The following is a 17,768-nucleotide window of genomic DNA, read 5'->3' on the forward strand; positions in this document are numbered from 1 at the left end:
GCCATGCTGACATAAAGCCTCTACCTACAAAACATAAAAAAACCATAATTTAAATACCTAAAAAGGTAGATATTACGGGTAAGGATATAAGCCCATACCTGTGAGACTAAAAGAAAAACATACAAGTATCATTAAAACCCCTGTCTATAGAACTATCGCAAATGCAATGGAATATCATACTTCCTAAAAAGCTTGATTATTGAATCCTTATATAGCGGTTTGATAATGTAACCTTTAGCTCCTGCAGCTATTGCCTGCTGAACTGATGACTTATTTTTATTCCCAGTCAACATAACAATGGGCGTAATTGCATTTATGCCATTAGACTTATTAATGTGGTTAATAATATAAAACCCATTAGTATCAGGAAGATTTATGTCCATTAAAATAACGTCATATTTTTTCTTAGAAAGTAAATCTAACGCCATACGTCCAGACAATGATGTATCAAGTTCAATGGCATACGTTCTAAGAAGCATAATAGTTAAATTCAAACTAATGTGATCATCCTCAACAATTAACATCTTTGGTACTATAGGAACTTCAACTGATACAAGAGAATTTTTTGACTCCGAATACAATCGATTATACGTGTATTTAGTATCAGGCACGGTTGGAGCTGCCTTGTTGCTAACCTCAATATGCTCCTGTTCTGGCAAAGGGGCTTCTGCGACCGTCGCCACATTTGATACATCAGTAACAACAAGTTCAAGTAAGTGCAACGCCTTACTTTGCAGTTTCAACAAAGCTGGTCTAATTTCATTAGAACGAATAAATGATAATATCTTCTTCAATGAAGCCAGATCTAACTCAGCGGTTCTATTACTTGCAAGGTGCGCTTCTGCCTTATCTAATGATTGCTCGATTTCAATCAAACTTAATTCAAAGCTATGTTCTAAATCCTTCTTGCGCTGAACACCTTTAAGGACAATCTCCTTGATATGCGAAGAGTAGTTATCTTGTACATTTACAAACTCTTCTACTTTTTTATATTTTCCTCTCAACCCAATTTCCCGCAATAAATGTGTACATATTATAATTGCTCTATGCACTTCATACATTGGCCTAGCGATTAAATAATCATTAATCACACCACTACGATAAGCCTCGTACGCTTCTCTTTCTTGATGTTTTGGAATAAGAGAAACAACGGCATGCTCACATATTTCTACAGCCTGCAACTCCTCTATGGCTTCGTAATAAATAAGTAAAGTTTCTTGTAAAGTTTCAGCAGCAACAAGAATCACTTTTGGGGTTGATTGTTTGATTTGCTCAACAAGCTCAGCATTCGTTTTAATCACATGAATACGAGAAAAGTGACGAATTAGAACACTTATCAATAATCTATCATTATCTTGGTCGTTCGTATAGAGAACGATATGCTCAAAATTGACTCTATCCACTAGCATTACTCCTTTGCATAAAAAACTCAATTAACGCAAATAAATCATCATCAACCTCTTGCCAACATTTTAAGATAACTTTGTAATCAATAGCATTGTTACGCGACACACGCTCTAGTTCTTGGCAAGATAAATTTAATTTTTTTGCTCCTATGTAAAGAGAATTACTTTTAAGGGTATGGCTAATTGCAGTAATAATACGAAGATCATTATCCACAATTGCAGACCTTAATGCTTCACGCTTAACAAGTAAATTACTGTAATATTGCTCTAAAAAAATAGATAACTCTTCATCGCTTATATCTTCACCTACAAAATTATATATATCTGACAAGTTGACTATCTGTAAGATGTCTACTAATTCCTGCGGTGTTTCATCACAACAGAAAAAACTATTATCAAAAGAAGTATTATCTGCTTTAACTGTAGACTTTTTTAAACTTGTATTATTTGACAAAATGAGTTTTACTTCATCTAAAAGGCCAATCAAATCATTCAACGTCAGAGGCTTTACAAGTACGCGATTTGCTCCAGCCTGCAAACATTCATCTTTACATATGTCGCCATTATCAGCGGTCAACATCACAATAATCGATGGCGCTAATTCCCGATATCCTTCAACTTCTCTAATGACGCCAATGAGGTCTGAGCCCGATATATTTGGCATTATCACATCAGAAATAACGACATTAAATTTATTTGTCTTAAAAAGCTCAATTGCTTGCATCGGATCTTGAACACAGGAAACTAGGACTCCAACAGATAATAACTGCTTTTCGATGACAAATAAGTTTTCTTGACAATCATCAATAACTAACACACTAATATTACTATAATCAGCACTATCCGAAGCCTGCTCGTCAATAATATTCAAATAATTTTTAACATTAATGAAATCAGTTACTGATTGAATTCTGAGTGGTGGATATGAAATCACTTCGTAGTCGGAGTTAGACTTAGAAAGTGACACTCTCCTCAACTCTGCAACTCTTTCTTTTCTTGTAAAAATACTAGTTACAAATTCATTCTTTGAGATAATATCATTTTGATTCAAGTCAATAAAAAGTATTGAGCTTTCAGTTTCAAATTCCAGTAATTCATTACTTGGTAAATATAGCAACTCGAAATCAAGCTCTTTGGAATATCTTGAAACTGATTCGTGAAAAATCGAACTATTAGTATATGCTGTTACTGAAGCATCAATATCAGAACGATAGGAGCCGCTTACATCATGCGCCGTAAAGTGACTATCTAAAGCAAAATCAATAACAAAAAAGAAAACGCTACCATCACCGATACGACTAATAACCTGAAGATCACTTCCCATTGAACGACATATACTTTTACTTATGTATAGTCCTAAGCCAACACCACCATACTGACGGTAAGAATTTGATGATGCCTGCTCATACTTACCGAACACTTTTGATTGTTCCTCTTCAGTTAAACCGATACCATTATCAATAACAGAAAACTTTAGTTTTACATTTTCGAATGACTGTTCCAGAACTTCGACTTCTAATAGAATCGACGAGTCAATTTTATTGGAAAACTTAATTGAATTGGAGATTAAATTATAGATAACTTGATTTAGTTTAACTTCATCACAAATAACCCTGCGATTAAAATTTAATGGCATAAAAAAGTCTAAATTAATGTCTTTTTTATCTGCTTGAAGGCTAAACGCATCAACAACAGATTCGCCTAACAACCTAACATCTACCGAGTCATTTTTAACATCTGCACTACTCTCATTTGTCTTTTTAAAATCCAACATACTATTAATGAGTAATAGAACTTGTTTTGAAGTGCTGAATGCGACAGATAATAACTTCTTATCCTGTGCCCTTACATTACCTAAACTGAGCTCAATTAAGCCTAGCACTGCATTTAATGGTGTTCTAATCTCGTGACCTAGAGTGGCAATAAAATCACTTTGAAAACTATTCAATTGTTCCAGCTCTGAACATTTCTCTATTAATACTTTTTCTTTCTCATATCGTTTAGATTCATCTATAATTAACCCAAACCGAGTTCCATCATCAAGGAAGAAATCTCTATACTCAAAATACAACCCTGATTTAGTTTTAAAAGATAGACATATGTTTTTATTAGTTGCACATTTATATCTAAACCACTTCATAATTCTATAATTATTTCTACCAACAATCTCATAGATAACAATATCTTGAATTAAACTAAAAAATGACCTACCAATATAATTATCAAAATGTAAATATGGAAAAAAGTATTTAACCCCGCCACCAATAAAATCAATATTGCCAAGAACATTTATGACAAGAACACCGTCTGAAGCAATTTGCTGATATCTAGAGTCATCACCCGCAGGATTCTCACACCTAAATTGGCTATACTCGAAACTTTTTGTTATTGGCGCATCATGTTCTACAACACAGAGAACAATAAAATTTTTATTGACCATCTTTAATAGGCTAAACTTTAAACAGTTACTTCCTATCATTAAGCATTCATTAGGCGTGATATTCTGTTTAAGTTTTTCAAAATGCTGAATGATTTTTTCCTTGGAACTTTTTAAAAAAATATTATTTGAAAAAATTTGATTCTCACCTAACCACTCCCCCTCAGGTGATAGCATAAATGCACAAGAATCAAACAAGTCTAAATCAATACCATTCATCATCGCATATCCTTATTGCAAACTAGCATTCATTACTACTGAACTGAATTTTTATACTGATTAAACCAGCTATACACTTTATCACACGCTGAGATGAGCCTCTCAGGATCAATATTATAATTATCAATGAAATAATCGACAGTAACCCAATCACCTTCCATATACGCCAGAGTAAGTTGTAAACAATGAGCTAGGTATCCATGATTATTAAGTAAAGCACGCTTTATTTGCTGTTCAAGAGGAAGCGGCTCTATCGCTCTGTTCATCGGTTTATCTAAAATGGCATCTAAAGTAGATAATAATCCAGTCAAAAATGCTGACTCTTTCAACAAAGGAAATCCCATTAATGATATTAACTCTTCACATAACCGAGCCCTGATTATAGTATTATTAATTAACACAACTGGTTTATTGGGGTTAAGTTCAGCCAAAATAATGAGACTTACAAACTTACGAAGTTTATTTTCACCTAAAAAAATCATAGTCTGCTTAATTGAGGTAAATTCATTCACATGATCAAACTGACTTGAATTGACATACCTTAGTAATTTATAGGTAAGATCTAAGTCTTGAGTAAAATAATGTTCAAGTTTTTTATAACTAAAATCAGACTTAAAAACCTCATTGTAAATAGACATAACAAAATGTTGTGTAGCACCTATTTCACTTCCCTCTATGAGTTCTGGCTTATAAAAATAATAACCTTGAAAATAATCAAAACCTAGTGACTTAGCTAGCCTATACTCTTCCAATGTTTCAACTTTCTCTGCAAGTAACTTTAAATTATACTGTCTAAATTTAGGGAACAGATGAGAAACACTATCCAAAGGCGTTGACATTATATCAATTTTTATAAGTTTAAAAAAAGGAAAAAAACGTTCCCACTCAGGAGAATAAACAAAATCATCTAAAGCAAGATAATAACCCAAGTTAAATAACTCTTTAATTAAAATAAAGTTATCTTCGCTTGGGCTAACAGTTTCCAATACCTCAACAATAATATTCTTGTATGGAAACATGTATAATAAATGGTCTCGCAAGAAATGAGATGGAAAATTAATGAATGCAGGCTTCCCTTCGGTTAAATCCTCTAGATCCATACTTAAATAACTATTTACAAACACTTTAGCTGTAGCAACATTGTCTGTAATACCCTGTGGAAAATAGTTATCCCGGCTATTTCTAAAGAGCAACTCATAAGCAACAACGTTTTTATTTCTATTCAGTATAGGCTGTCTTGCCATATAAAAGCGCATAGTTCACCTCTTCCCTTTAGGTCACTTAACTTTATAATCATTAGTGAATCAGTCCTTTAATTTTTCAGTCTAGACCTAGGTGCACCATCTTTCAACTGCACTTTTCTAGCCTAGACTATAAATTAGCATAGGTAATGGTTAAATCCGGTTTAAATCTCAGATTTATGTTTAATTTAGGTGAATATTTAAAAAAATATTCCCAAGACATAAATACCTATTTTTAGGTATGATTATCTTGTTTATCCATAAAAATTAAGTATTAAATTAACCGCAATTCTAGTATTCCGCAACACAATAAAATGAATAAAAAGAACACTTAAAACTGAAAAAATCTATTATTAATCCTTTTAGACATAATGGACTTATTGGCTTATTGCCAGTTAATGGCGTCATTACATAGCAGTGATACTAGATGAAGAACTTACCGCACTAGGGTTTGCAGGCGAGGATGTCACAACGATTTGACTGGATTTGATGCGAGGCTGAGCCCGTGTAGTGTCGTTATCCACATAAACGGGCAACATAAGCAGGTGATGAACACAATTTTGAGCTAGCTTGATAACAACACTAGTCGTGTCCCCAAGGTTTGGGTGGTAATGCTACTGGCTGGGTAAGATCAAAATCGACTTTGAAATCGCGGTTTTCGCGCGTAAGTTGATAGCTAAACGTTGTTGGCGTAATTTCCATGTGCCACACATTCGTGATCGACTGGGTTAGCCCATTCTTAACGAAGTTATCGATAGATTCCCTATCAATTGGAAATGATTGTTTCTGTACTGTCCCATCATTCATAGTGTCGCCGCCATACATGGTCACAGCATCTTCACTTCCATCCTGATGGCGATGGTCGTGCTTCAACTTAAGTCCTTGCTGCGTTTTAGTCAGCACCCAAGTACGCGAGTGGTTATCACCCACATGGAACGGGATCTTAAGCTCAGTGTCGCTACATTCACGCACGTGCATAATTAAAGACTTACCGCTAAAGGCCGAGTCCGCAGTGTCACCCGAAACCACTTTGCCCGCAAAAGCTTGGCCACAATGGGCGGCAATTTGTGCAAAGAAAGTATTCTGGGTCTCAGTGGATATGGGCTCAGCTTGAGCCGCTATGGATGGTAAGGCAATCGAAGACAAACTGGCGAGCGCGAGACTCTGTAGGGCAATTCTGGACTTCATCATGTTCTCCATTTTTTAGATGAAAAACACCCTAACACTAGGAAATAAATTCAAACTGAATTTTCCCTAGTGTTAGTGACGATAAGCCAAGTGATTACCAGCCGATATAAGTACGCGAACGATTACCGAGACGCTTCTTGATAAAGCGAGCCGTAATAATACTTCCCATCATCAGGAAGATAAAAATCCCCGCAGAGAAGAGCACGCTAGTGACCCAAGATCCCGGCGGTAAACGGTAACGCATTAAGGTAGCAGTAGCGTTAAACATCATGTCGAACAGCGGATGAATAAAGAAAATCGCAAAACTCATCTCAGCCACTTCCACTAACCAAGGCAATCGACTGCGCCCCGACAACCATTCGCAGAAATTCAGCACTAACACACATAAACAGAGTTTTTGAATAAACTGCCAATCGATGCCGTTATATTCAAACGGAGCCTTATGGTAGTTACCAATATGCTGCACTATGTAAGTTTGCTCGACTAAGCTCACCACTAAAAAAATCATCGCGAGGGCAGTAAAGATAGAACCAAAGCGCGTCACAATATGTTCATCTTGCGAATATAAAATACCAATCAAATAGAAAGGCATAAAATACACCACTGAGTGGATGAAATTGACGTTACCTATGGGTCTATGCAGCAGAATAGCCACCACACAACTCAGTACAAATAGCGTCCAACGCATCTGCTGTGAGCAACGGATAAACCATAAAAAAATCGGCGAGAATAAAAACACCGCCATGATGAAGGGAATGTACCAGTGCGGATACAGAATATAACCGTTACGCACAGTATAAAAAATACTCAGCAAGACATTATCGAGCGGCTGATGCTCCATAAATATCCAGCGCAAACACAAACAAAATAGACCAATTAATGACACAACTAAAAAAGGATAAAGTACGTTTTGTACTTTGTTCTTCATAAACTTGCTGTAGTCGAAATCCTTATAAAAAATGCGGTGGAAAAAGTATCCCGAGATAAACACAAATAACGCCGTGCCACCACGCAATAGATTTTCCAGCAACAGCGGGAAACCTTCACCAGAGTTGTAAATACTGTGACCAAGCACGATAAAGATAATCGCAATGCCACGCATGTAGGTAAATTCGAGCTGATTTTTTCTCATTATTAATTCATCGCACAGTAGAGGGTTCTTCCATCAACAACACTCGCAGAAACCCTAATAGTTCCATGGACTTCCGCTTCGTTGAATACCAGATACTGACCCTCACGCTGAAAGGGGAATGCTAAAGGTAACAGAGTTGCCGCCTCAATGCCCTCACAAAAATTTTGTACCGGAACATCGAGTAATGGACTGCCACTCACTGACAAGTTACTAAATTGCGCACTCATCCCTAAATAAGCTTGAGTCATTTCCTCTTGATAGGGCACCACATAAAAGCCAGAACGTACGTCACCCACATCAATAAAACTGCTACTATCGCTCACGCTCGGCATAACCAATAACGGCACTTTTGGATCCTGCACATTCAACAACAACTGAGACAGTTTTGCTTGAGTGGCAGGGTAATACGCTAGCATCTCCTGCAGCTGTTTCTTTTGTTTAGTGTCTTTCTTGTCTAGCGGGGATACTGGCTTTACGCGGTTCAGTAGTAAATCCACAGGCAACATACCCGACATGACCGACTCTTTCCACACATAAGGGTCTTGAGTGCTATCCAACAATATGCCCGCCAGAGCGCCAATATTTGCCGCCTCAGCCGTCCAACCAACCCACATCTTCTGCTGTTGATAATAGTCATACACATATTTTGTCAGTATTTGCTGATAACCAAGTAAAGTTTGATTTTGACTCAATACACGCGCACCAGCGACCAATTCCACATACTTAGCGCTGCCTTCAACGAGATCATTGATGTAACCGACTTTATCTTCATTCGGCGCAATTTGGCGCCATTGCTGCAACCAATAAGCTGCATAGCTAAGGTGTAATGACTGTTGCTCGGGTTGTGCCAGCGCCGCCATTAAAGCATCAAATAACTGTAAACGATAATAGCGAGCATCGAAGTTGAGCGGAAAGACTTCGCCCTCATAACGCTTACCGTCTTCCAATACTCGCCATTCGGATTGGGCATAAAAATGGAAGGCTTCATGCAAGCCATTGCTCGCCCAGATTAAAAAAGCTAAATCCGTAGGCTTAGTGTCGCGAGTAAATTGGATGTTCGGCACTTCGAGCTGGATCAATACGCCTGGCTGGCCATTATATTGCGGAAAGCCGAAACTCACCGATAGACCAGAATGCAGATTGACCGACTCTAACACACTGTTATCTTGGATTATTTCGCCACCAGGCTGTCGAAGCCAGACATTACCACCATAACTAAAAAGGTGTACTTTATCTTCAAGGCGAAAACCGGGCCACAAAGCTTCGCTCTGGCGACTATTCTGTGCCATAAAATCGAGGTAAAGACGGGCGAGTTGTTCCGGAGAGGCCTCATCGGCAAACGCGGGGGTAGCGGCAGAGACACCTAAAAGCCATAGGATCACTACCATAATATTTTTCATTTATCTGCCTAAACAAACACAAGGGGTTTACAAAACAGCGCTAGCATATAGCGCAATCAAGCAATAGTGAAACATTTGCAAAAAAATATTTTTACCCCAGAAAATCTCAGTCAAAACCAAATCAACGACTCCTAATGAAATCATATTTTTAGCACAATTTTGCATCACTTAGGCGATTGCGTTCGCAATAGGCTTAAGTCTTAGGTTCGCTCGGCTTATCTCCAAACCACAGTGCGAGTTTATCCGCTGCAAGGGATTTCACTTCATCATCGATATATAAGGTCACCATAGTCAGGGCAGCGGCAAGGGCACCTAAATCATCGGTAAAGCCAACTAAAGGAGTCAGATCGGGAATCGCATCTAAAGGCAAAACAAAATACGCTAACGCGCCGTAGATGACTGACTTAGCCCACTTAGGCGTATTGGGTTGTTGCGCTGCATAATAAAGCCATAGTGCCCGCTCGATGACCTCTCTACCTGCTTGACGGCTAAAGAGTTTGATCTTGTTCCAAAATCCGCTGTCAGTAAATTGCTCATCCGCCATCATATTTCTCCAATACCCTAAAGTTGTTTGGGTATACACCCATGCCACTTCACAGTGTACGACGATAAGCCGCAGGGGTCAGGCCAAATTGTTGCTTAAAACGTAAGGAAAACTTTTCCGCAGATTGATAACCACAGGCCAAAGCCACTTGTAATACTGGCTCACTCGAATTCTGCAACATGGCTAAACCATGACAAAGCCGCACTTCTACCAGTAACTGCCTAAAACTGGTGTCTTCTAAGGCCAATTTACGCCTAAGGCTTGCCGTGCTCATGTGTAACTTGTCGGCAATATCCTCCTGCTGCCATGACGCCGAAGGACTCACACTCATCAAGGCCAAGGCCGCTTGAGTCACGCTGCGTTGGGTGTGTCCATACAACCAGTTCACACTGCGTTTATCCGGCAAACTTAACAGTAACGCGGCCAAATAATGCAGTTGAACAGGATCGGCCAGAGACAAGGTCAAACTCTGTAATAGCGCACTCCAAGCTAAGTCCACAGCGCGTGATACGTTTTGGACTGGCATAGGGTCACGCCAATCGGTAGCGCTTGATAAAATGCCTTGGGGTAAATCGTGGGGGAGTAATAACTGCACCGCCCGATAACGCCCAAGAAAAGGTCGATTAACAAAGCTAATATGCGAACCAGCAGGAATTAACAGTAACTGCCCTTGGCCTACTAAAACAGATTCATCTTGCCAGAGCAGAGACTTTTCACCATAGATAACCCGAATAATCGACGGCTGATGTACAGGGACTTGAGATAAAGATTGTGCCTGCTTCGAATCATATTCAAACATACGGATCATGACACCAGCCTAATTATCAATGGATTATCGATTATATACCGCAGTCAACTTGGCGTTGCCGAGCGCTTGTGCCCTGAGCATAAAGCCCAATAAGGCAGGGCTAGCATCCTTTGGCAATTCTAAAGCACTGGGTAATGCCCACACAGTAAATTCATACCTGTGAACGCCATGACCTTGGGGCGGGCATGCGCCACCAAAATTTGTAGTACCAAAATCGTTCTTCAAGGCAATGGCGCCTTTGGGCAGAGCATCAACATGCGAGCCCGCACCTTGTGCGAGCGAAGTTTGCGCTACGGATAAGTTATATACGGCCCAGTGCCACCAACCGCTGCCCGTTGGCGCATCAGGATCATAAGCTGTCACTGCAAATGCTTTAGTTCCTGTGGGCACCTCAGTCCAAGTCAGTTGCGGCGAAATATTTTCTCCTTGGCAACCAAAGCCATTAAACACTAATTGCGATGTCAGTTTATTGCCCTCGCTCATATCTTTGCTCGTTAATGTCATAGCACTTGCCTGTCCAACGAATAACCCAAGCACTAAACTCGCCCCTAACCACCCTTTATTCATGTCTATCTCCTATTCATGTTCGACCTGACTCACTTTACGTCAATCAAAAAAATAACATCTGCCCTAAAACGACAACTTTCTGCCCCAAATGCTCAAATGTGAGAAAAAAGTTATCATTTTTGCATTTTTCAAGCAGGAGGATGATTTTGTAACGAAAATATCTGCATAACAATGCAGATATGGAATGCGGTATAAATCGGAATGATGATTACAGCAGCCTTTAAATTAAGATTAGATATTTGAAATAAGATATTTTATGCAAATAAAATCATTTAAATAATGCTGACAATATTTACTTTCATAATTTAGATAAAGATACTTAAGCATGATTGACTCAATTTAATATCGATAAATTAAGTTAAATTGACGTGCTAATTATTTAAAAATAAGACATAGGTCATGATTTTATTTATAACTCGCATATAAACTTCATTACGTAATAAAAACCTAACCATTTTCTCTAAGTCATAATGGAGTCGTATATGAAGAGGAAATCTAAAATTATGGCGCATATCAGGCGCACACGGCATATCATGATGCCTAGTCAACGTGACTATTTCGATCATTCCTTTATCTTCCTCCGCTAACCTTAGCGTAGGTAGTAGGCCAATTAACAGGTCTAAAGTGCTATTGCCCTAATAGGTGCAAACACTTATCGTACTGTTTTTATTTGGTTTATTATCTAACACCTTAATCAAAGCATTCTTTTATCAGTGTAGTTTTACTGCGGCTAAGCTATTCATACGCTCAATAAATATATTTCTACTTATATTTATTTCGTAACTTTGGCATAACCACATTTAATCTGCGCACGGAATAGCCATATCTAATTTTCATACCATTAATGTTTTTAATTAGGTATAGGCACACTTGTATCTATTTTTTATAAAGTAAAAGGGAAATTAACTATGAAATCATTAAAAGTAGCCGCTAGCTTATCTGTTAGATCTTGTTTCGATATCGACAGAGAAGTTGTCAATGTATTAACCACAGATTTTTGCGATGTGGGCGCGGCTGTCGTCTCTGTTGATGATGTTAGAAATGGTATTGTTGAAAAGATTAAAAACACCGGATTGAAACTGCCCATTTTCGTTTCAGTTTGCTGTGAAGAAACCTTCCCTGATGATGTTTGCTCATCGATTACAGGGGTATTTGAACTCTGCGGTGATAACACTGACTTCTACGGAAAACAGGTTGAGACTGCAATAAGTAAATATGAACAAGCGCTATTGCCACCTTTCTTCGGTACGTTAAAAAAATACGTCGAAATGGGTAACTCTACCTTTGCCTGTCCTGGTCACCAAGGCGGACAATTCTTCCGTAAACACCCTGTGGGCCGCCAATTCTTCGACTTTTTTGGCGAAACAATTTTCCGCGCGGATATGTGTAATGCCGACGTGAAACTGGGTGATTTACTGATCCATGAAGGCGCTCCACTGGAAGCACAGAAATACGCTGCCAAAGTTTTTAATGCCGATAAAACCTATTTCGTACTTAACGGCACTTCGTCATCAAATAAAGTCGCGACTAATGCGCTGTTAGCGAAAGGCGACCTCGTGTTATTCGACCGCAATAACCACAAATCAAACCACCATGGCGCATTAATTCAAGCAGGTGCTACACCTGTTTATTTAGAAACGGCACGTAATCCCTTCGGATTTATTGGTGGCATTGATGCCCACTGTTTCCAAGAGTCCTATTTAAGAGAGCAAATTCGTGAAGTCGCGCCAGAAAGAGCCGATGAAAAACGCCCATTCCGCTTGGCGATAATCCAACTCGGCACCTATGACGGCACCATCTACAATGCTCGACAAGTTATTAATAAAATTGGCCATCTTTGTGACTACGTCTTATTTGACTCAGCTTGGGTGGGTTATGAACAGTTCATCCCTATGATGAATGACTGCTCACCACTCTTGCTCGAACTAACTGCTGAAGATCCAGGCATTATCGTGACTCAGTCGGTGCATAAACAGCAGGCCGGTTTCTCACAAACCTCGCAAATCCATAAAAAAGATAAACATATCAAAGGCCAAGATAGATATTGCAACCATAAACGCTTCAATAACGCCTTTATGATGCATGCCTCTACCAGTCCCTTCTATCCTTTATTTGCGGCGCTAGATGTAAACGCGAAAATGCATGAAGGCGCGAGTGGTCGTTATCTGTGGCGCGAAGCGGTAAAAGCGGGTATCGAAGCACGTAAGCTATTACTCAAAAAGTGTAAATATATCAAACCATTCGTGCCAACAATGATCGACGGCCGCCTATGGCAAGACTATGAAACCGAACAAATGGCCGATGACTTACGCTTCTTCGAATTCGAACCTGGTCAGAAATGGCACTCCTTCGAAGGTTATGAAAAAGGCCAATACTTTGTTGACCCTTGTAAGTTCTTATTAACAACACCGGGCATAGATGCTGAAACAGGCAAATATACCGAATTTGGTATTCCAGCGACTATTCTGGCTAACTTCTTACGGGAAAATAATATTATTCCAGAGAAGTGCGACTTGAATTCGATTTTATTCCTGATGACACCTGCGGAAGATATGGCCAAGATGCAACATCTGGTATCACAAATATCTCGTTTCGAGAAATTAGTCGATGAAGATGCGCCATTATCTGAAGTATTACCTAACGTTTATAACGCCAATAAAGCCCGTTATAAAGACTATTCTATCCGTCAACTCTGCCAAGAAATGCACAATCTTTATGTCAGCCATGACGTAAAACAACTGCAGAAAGAAATGTTCCGTAAAGCGCATTTTCCTACAAAAGTGATGGACCCACAGGAAGCAAACCTAGAGTTTATTCGCGGTAAAGTAGAACTAGTCCCACTCTCGCAAATTGAAGGCCGTATCGCTGCCGAAGGTGCGCTGCCATATCCACCAGGCGTGTTATGTATGGTGCCAGGTGAAATATGGGGTGGTTCTGTTCAGCGTTATTTCCTTGCCCTTGAAGAAGGCATCAACCTATTACCTGGATTCTCACCAGAACTGCAAGGTGTTTATCTCGAAAATACCGCAGACGGCAAAATTCAAGCAATGGGCTATGTACTAAATAAATAATGAAGACTGACTGCAGAGTTTATTAACCCCACTCTGCAGTCAAATTCATGCCTCCTATAATAAGTCACCTAAATTAGGTTATTAGTATGAGTAAATCAGAAAATAAAATTGGCGTCGTCCAATTAACTATTATCACCATAGTCAACATGATGGGTTCGGGCATTATTATGCTGCCAACCCAATTAGCTCAAGTCGGTACTATCTCCATTTTATCTTGGTTAGTAACAGCAGCAGGGTCAACAGCCCTCGCCTTCGCTTTTGCTAAGTGCGGTATGTTCAGTAAAAAATCCGGTGGTATGGGCGGTTATGCCGAGTATGCCTTCGGCCGTTCTGGCAACTTTATGGCCAACTACACCTATGCCGTCTCGCTGTTAATCGCCAACGTCGCGATTGCCATCTCTGCCGTGGGTTACGCTGCCGTGTTGCTGGAAGTTAACTTAAGCCCGATGGCAATTTGTCTTGCGACCATTGGCGTACTTTGGTTGGCAACCATTGCTAACTTCGGTGGTGCACGCATCACTGGCCGCGTCAGTAGCGTGACTGTGTGGGGGATTATTCTGCCTGTGATTGGCGTATCTTTAATTGGTTGGTTCTGGTTTGACATCGACCTCTATAAAGGCGCATGGAACCCGCATGATATGCCATTCTTCAAAGCGTTAGGCGGTTCTATCGCTATGACTTTGTGGGCGTTCCTCGGTTTAGAATCGGCCTGTGCAAACTCAGAAGCCGTCGATAACCCAGAAAAAAACGTACCTATCGCTGTTATGGGCGGTACCTTAGGTGCTGCAGTGATTTATATTGTCTCCACTAACGTCATTGCCGGTATTGTGCCAAATGCCGAGCTTGCCATGTCAAATGCGCCATTCGGCTTAGCCTTCGCACAAATGTTTAATCCTGTAGTTGGTAAAATCGTGATGGCCTGCGCCATTATCTCCTGTACTGGATCACTCTTAGGTTGGCAGTTCACTATTGCCCAAGTGTTTAAAGCCTCTGCCGATGAAGGATTTTTTCCGAAAATTTTCTCTAAAGTCAGCAAAGCCGATGCGCCAATTTGGGGCATGACTATTATCGTCTCGATCCAAACAGCATTATCGCTGATGACCATTAGCCCATCACTGAGTAAGCAGTTCGAAGCACTCGTTAACCTCGCCGTCGTCACCAACATTGTGCCTTATATCTTATCTATGGCCGCGCTTGGCATAATGCAAAGACAGCAAAAAGTGCCTATGAATAAAGCCCGCGTTGCCAACGTGATCGCCGTAATCGGTGCGTTATATAGCTTCTACGCTCTGTACAGCTCTGGCGAAACCGCAGTGATGCTTGGCGCCATAGCCACCTTCTTCGGTTGGACTATTTTCGGCGTGATCTCAAACCAAGCGCCTGTTGCCGACACACGTCCAGCCTAAATACGGCTAACGCATGATCGGAAACAATTAATACCAACATCCACATCAAGACTAACGATAACTCTGGGATCATAGGCCAAGCCTATGATCCCCTGGAGAATACTTGCTCATTATCGGGGGATTTATGAATAAGACTTGTCTCGCTTTAGTGTTACCTATGCTATTAACGGCCACCAGCAGTCAGGCGGTTGAACTCTATAAAGATCAAAAAAACACATTAAATTTAACAGGTTGGTTAGGGTTTGCAGCATTAAATGACAGCCACGATACTTCAGTTATCGACGACTCGTCACGCCTAAGATTCAGCTTCGAACGGAGCGAGAAAAATGGCTGGACCGCTTTTGCTACCACAGAATGGGGGATCAACATGGTCTCCAGCGACGATGGGCTAGTGATGCAAGGGGGCAAACTCGCCGCCGAAAAAACCGATGATTTTCTCTATAACCGCTTAGGTTATGTTGGCATGTCCCATGATACATGGGGCAACCTGAGTTTCGGTAAACAATGGGGCGCCTATTACGATGTCGCAGGCACTACAGATTTACCGAACGTATTTGCAGGTTACAGCGTTGGCGCTTACACCTTCGGTGATGGCAGCCTCACAGGTACAGGCCGTGCCGATTCCGCCTTCATTTACCGTAATAATTTAGGCCCAGTACAAATCGCCCTGCAATATGCCGCCAAAACCAATGGTGATGTCAGCCTAAAGAACGATGACGGTAGCGAGATGACCAACTCAGAACTGAGTTTTGACAGCAGCTACGGCGCCAGTATCACTTATGCGGCAACCGACAAATTCAAGCTACTCGCAGGCTTTAACCGCGGTGATTTTGAAGGCCACTTAGGTAATACCCAAGTCGATGAAACCAATGAAATCATCGGTATTGGTGCCATGTATGGTGACTACTACCACTATGCCGAAGGACGTGAGGCCAGCGGTCTCTATGTGGGCTTTAACGCTCACCAAAGTAAAAATAATGAACTGGTCAACGGCGATCTCTACGACGCCACTGGTGCCGAGTTGATGACTGCCTATCAATTCGACAACGGTTTTGTGCCTATGGTTGTACTCAGTTATTTAGATTTAGACACAGATGTAGCTACGCCTATTCAAGGTCAATGGACTCGCCAATTTGCCATGCTGGGGCTGCATTATCGCTACAGTAACGACACTGTGATGTTTGCCGAGATGAAGCTAGATTTCAGTGATATGGATGATCCTGCACTCGAAGCACAGGAAGACAACAGCTTCGCAGTGGGGATCAACTACTTTTTTTAGGACTAAAGGAGATGTTAGCTAAGGTTTCTAAAGCGCTCATTCTACTTTGGCATTGCTTAGTCGCATGAAGCAGGACGATTTTGAGTAACAGTCTTTAGTGACAGTTCTAATCACATGTTGAGTTAAATCATGTTTAGCAGGATAGGCAGCTCGCGTCATCGCTCATATGCGTGAGCTTATTTGGGGCTGAGGTGCGGCGCACGTTCCGTCTACAAACGCTCGCCGTAACACTCATTGGATGGTACCGCAGGCTTACCATTATCTCTACGCCACTCCAAGTTAGTTTCTGGAGTGGCTTTTTTTCAATAATGAGCTGCTAGATCCACCTTTGCCACGATCTTCAGCGGTAATTGAAATCCCAACGACTGTCGTCCCGATTCCTCTTCGCTTTAAAAACTAATCTGCAACATCATGATAAAGCAGCCAAGCCTCGCATTAAGATCCAATGACTTACCTATGCTTCGCCATTTATCGCCTGAATACAGCGTTGTACGACTTCTTCGAAAGTGCCATCTATGCTCACTTGGATAACATCAGCTTCATCGGTCGCGGGCATTTCCAGCGTGTCGAACTGACTCTTGAGCAGCTCAATCGGCATGAAGTGGGCTTTTCTGGCAAACATGCGTTCTTTGACTAATTCAAAATCTCCGTATAGATGAATGAACACCAGCTTGCTGTTGTTCTGACGGATTAAGTCACGATACTGGCGACGCAGTGCAGAGCAGACAATCACCCCCTGCTCCCCCTTTTGCTCAATGCTATACACAGCGTCGTTGATGCGCTCAAGCCAAGGAGCGCGATCGCTATCATTGAGCGGTGAGCCAGATTTCATCTTGATAATATTGGCTCTAGGATGCAGATCATCACCATCAATAAATTTCGTCTCTAAAGCCTCTGCGACCGCGGCACCAATCGAAGATTTGCCACAACTAGAGACGCCCATGAACACATAGCTATTGCCTTTTTTTCTCTCAGTCACTTTGTTAACCTCATGCCAATTCTCGAATTTAGTCACTTCCCACTCTACCATATTACGGGTAACATGTTACCGGTAACCTACAAAAATGTGG

Annotated in this window: 14 protein-coding genes; 4 read left to right on the forward strand and 10 right to left on the reverse strand. The window is 40.7% G+C overall.

Translation table 11 applies throughout. The features are described 5' to 3' along the window. Positions 1–152 precede the first annotated feature (152 nt). The 9 genes from L5L97_RS13990 to L5L97_RS14030 all read right to left on the reverse strand — a co-directional run bounded on the left by L5L97_RS13990 (position 153) and on the right by L5L97_RS14030 (position 10,942). Complete coding sequence (locus L5L97_RS13990; protein ID WP_263182437.1) at positions 153–1,403, reverse strand: response regulator; 1,251 nt, start codon at positions 1,401–1,403, stop codon at positions 153–155. Continuing rightward, entirely contained in the window at positions 1,396–4,065 is a 2,670-nt protein-coding gene (locus tag L5L97_RS13995; protein ID WP_263182438.1) for a hybrid sensor histidine kinase/response regulator, read from the reverse strand. The genes L5L97_RS13990 and L5L97_RS13995 overlap by 8 nt, the downstream gene beginning before the upstream one ends. 32 nt (positions 4,066–4,097) lie before the next feature. Then, positions 4,098–5,318 carry an EAL and HDOD domain-containing protein gene (locus L5L97_RS14000; RefSeq protein ID WP_263182440.1) on the reverse strand — a complete coding sequence of 407 codons (1,221 nt, stop codon included), beginning with the start codon at positions 5,316–5,318 and terminating at the stop codon, positions 4,098–4,100. Between the two features lie 567 nt (positions 5,319–5,885). Next, a complete protein-coding gene (locus tag L5L97_RS14005; protein ID WP_263182488.1) occupies positions 5,886–6,491 on the reverse strand; it encodes a hypothetical protein in 606 nt (201 codons plus the stop codon). 94 nt (positions 6,492–6,585) lie between these two features. Continuing rightward, positions 6,586–7,623 carry an acyltransferase family protein gene (locus L5L97_RS14010; RefSeq protein WP_263182443.1) on the reverse strand — a complete coding sequence of 346 codons (1,038 nt, stop codon included), beginning with the start codon at positions 7,621–7,623 and terminating at the stop codon, positions 6,586–6,588. 2 nt (positions 7,624–7,625) lie between these two features. Further along, positions 7,626–9,023: a hypothetical protein gene (locus tag L5L97_RS14015; RefSeq protein WP_219254197.1), complete on the reverse strand. Its 1,398-nt coding sequence runs from the start codon at positions 9,021–9,023 to the stop codon at positions 7,626–7,628. 193 nt (positions 9,024–9,216) lie between these two features. Beyond that, positions 9,217–9,567: a YkvA family protein gene (locus L5L97_RS14020; RefSeq protein WP_168826089.1), complete on the reverse strand. Its 351-nt coding sequence runs from the start codon at positions 9,565–9,567 to the stop codon at positions 9,217–9,219. Positions 9,568–9,616: 49 nt separating this feature from the next. Then, positions 9,617–10,375, reverse strand: coding sequence for a helix-turn-helix transcriptional regulator (locus L5L97_RS14025; RefSeq protein WP_263140998.1), 759 nt, complete (start codon positions 10,373–10,375; stop codon positions 9,617–9,619). A 24-nt stretch (positions 10,376–10,399) separates the two neighbouring features. Continuing rightward, positions 10,400–10,942, reverse strand: a complete 543-nt coding sequence (locus tag L5L97_RS14030) for a YbhB/YbcL family Raf kinase inhibitor-like protein (protein WP_263182444.1) — start codon at positions 10,940–10,942, stop codon at positions 10,400–10,402. Positions 10,943–11,445: 503 nt separating this feature from the next. Between L5L97_RS14030 and speFL the strand changes: the two genes are divergently transcribed. The 4 genes from speFL to L5L97_RS14045 all read left to right on the forward strand — a co-directional run bounded on the left by speFL (position 11,446) and on the right by L5L97_RS14045 (position 16,698). Then, positions 11,446–11,529 (forward strand): leader peptide SpeFL, encoded by an 84-nt coding sequence (gene speFL / locus L5L97_RS22970; protein WP_224022194.1) that lies wholly within the window; start codon positions 11,446–11,448, stop codon positions 11,527–11,529. A gap of 321 nt (positions 11,530–11,850) precedes the next feature. After that, positions 11,851–14,013, forward strand: a complete 2,163-nt coding sequence (gene speF / locus L5L97_RS14035; protein WP_263182446.1) for an ornithine decarboxylase SpeF — start codon at positions 11,851–11,853, stop codon at positions 14,011–14,013. Between the two features lie 86 nt (positions 14,014–14,099). Further along, positions 14,100–15,419, forward strand: a complete 1,320-nt coding sequence (gene potE, locus L5L97_RS14040; RefSeq protein ID WP_263182448.1) for a putrescine-ornithine antiporter — start codon at positions 14,100–14,102, stop codon at positions 15,417–15,419. A 124-nt stretch (positions 15,420–15,543) separates the two neighbouring features. Beyond that, complete coding sequence (locus L5L97_RS14045; protein ID WP_198573233.1) at positions 15,544–16,698, forward strand: porin; 1,155 nt, start codon at positions 15,544–15,546, stop codon at positions 16,696–16,698. Positions 16,699–17,152: 454 nt separating this feature from the next. On the opposite strand, the gene L5L97_RS14050 is transcribed toward L5L97_RS14045, so the two are convergent. Next, positions 17,153–17,713 carry a gluconokinase gene (locus tag L5L97_RS14050; protein WP_063884711.1) on the reverse strand — a complete coding sequence of 187 codons (561 nt, stop codon included), beginning with the start codon at positions 17,711–17,713 and terminating at the stop codon, positions 17,153–17,155. Positions 17,714–17,768: the final 55 nt, after the last annotated feature.

It is taken from the genome of Shewanella sp. SM71 (assembly GCF_025653905.1).
Taxonomy (GTDB): domain Bacteria; phylum Pseudomonadota; class Gammaproteobacteria; order Enterobacterales; family Shewanellaceae; genus Shewanella; species Shewanella oncorhynchi.

What these genes read in the sequence shown, in the direction of transcription:
- L5L97_RS13995 (WP_263182438.1), bottom strand. Translation starts at nt 4,065, where the DNA reads ATGATGAATGGTATTGATTTAGACTTGTTTGATTCTTGTGCATTTATG.
- L5L97_RS14000 (WP_263182440.1), bottom strand. Translation starts at nt 5,318, where the DNA reads ATGCGCTTTTATATGGCAAGACAGCCTATACTGAATAGAAATAAAAAC.
- L5L97_RS14005 (WP_263182488.1), bottom strand. Translation starts at nt 6,491, where the DNA reads ATGAAGTCCAGAATTGCCCTACAGAGTCTCGCGCTCGCCAGTTTGTCT.
- L5L97_RS14010 (WP_263182443.1), bottom strand. Translation starts at nt 7,623, where the DNA reads ATGAGAAAAAATCAGCTCGAATTTACCTACATGCGTGGCATTGCGATT.
- L5L97_RS14015 (WP_219254197.1), bottom strand. Translation starts at nt 9,023, where the DNA reads ATGAAAAATATTATGGTAGTGATCCTATGGCTTTTAGGTGTCTCTGCC.
- L5L97_RS14020 (WP_168826089.1), bottom strand. Translation starts at nt 9,567, where the DNA reads ATGGCGGATGAGCAATTTACTGACAGCGGATTTTGGAACAAGATCAAA.
- L5L97_RS14025 (WP_263140998.1), bottom strand. Translation starts at nt 10,375, where the DNA reads ATGATCCGTATGTTTGAATATGATTCGAAGCAGGCACAATCTTTATCT.
- L5L97_RS14030 (WP_263182444.1), bottom strand. Translation starts at nt 10,942, where the DNA reads ATGAATAAAGGGTGGTTAGGGGCGAGTTTAGTGCTTGGGTTATTCGTT.
- speFL (WP_224022194.1), top strand. Translation starts at nt 11,446, where the DNA reads ATGGCGCATATCAGGCGCACACGGCATATCATGATGCCTAGTCAACGT.
- speF (WP_263182446.1), top strand. Translation starts at nt 11,851, where the DNA reads ATGAAATCATTAAAAGTAGCCGCTAGCTTATCTGTTAGATCTTGTTTC.
- potE (WP_263182448.1), top strand. Translation starts at nt 14,100, where the DNA reads ATGAGTAAATCAGAAAATAAAATTGGCGTCGTCCAATTAACTATTATC.
- L5L97_RS14045 (WP_198573233.1), top strand. Translation starts at nt 15,544, where the DNA reads ATGAATAAGACTTGTCTCGCTTTAGTGTTACCTATGCTATTAACGGCC.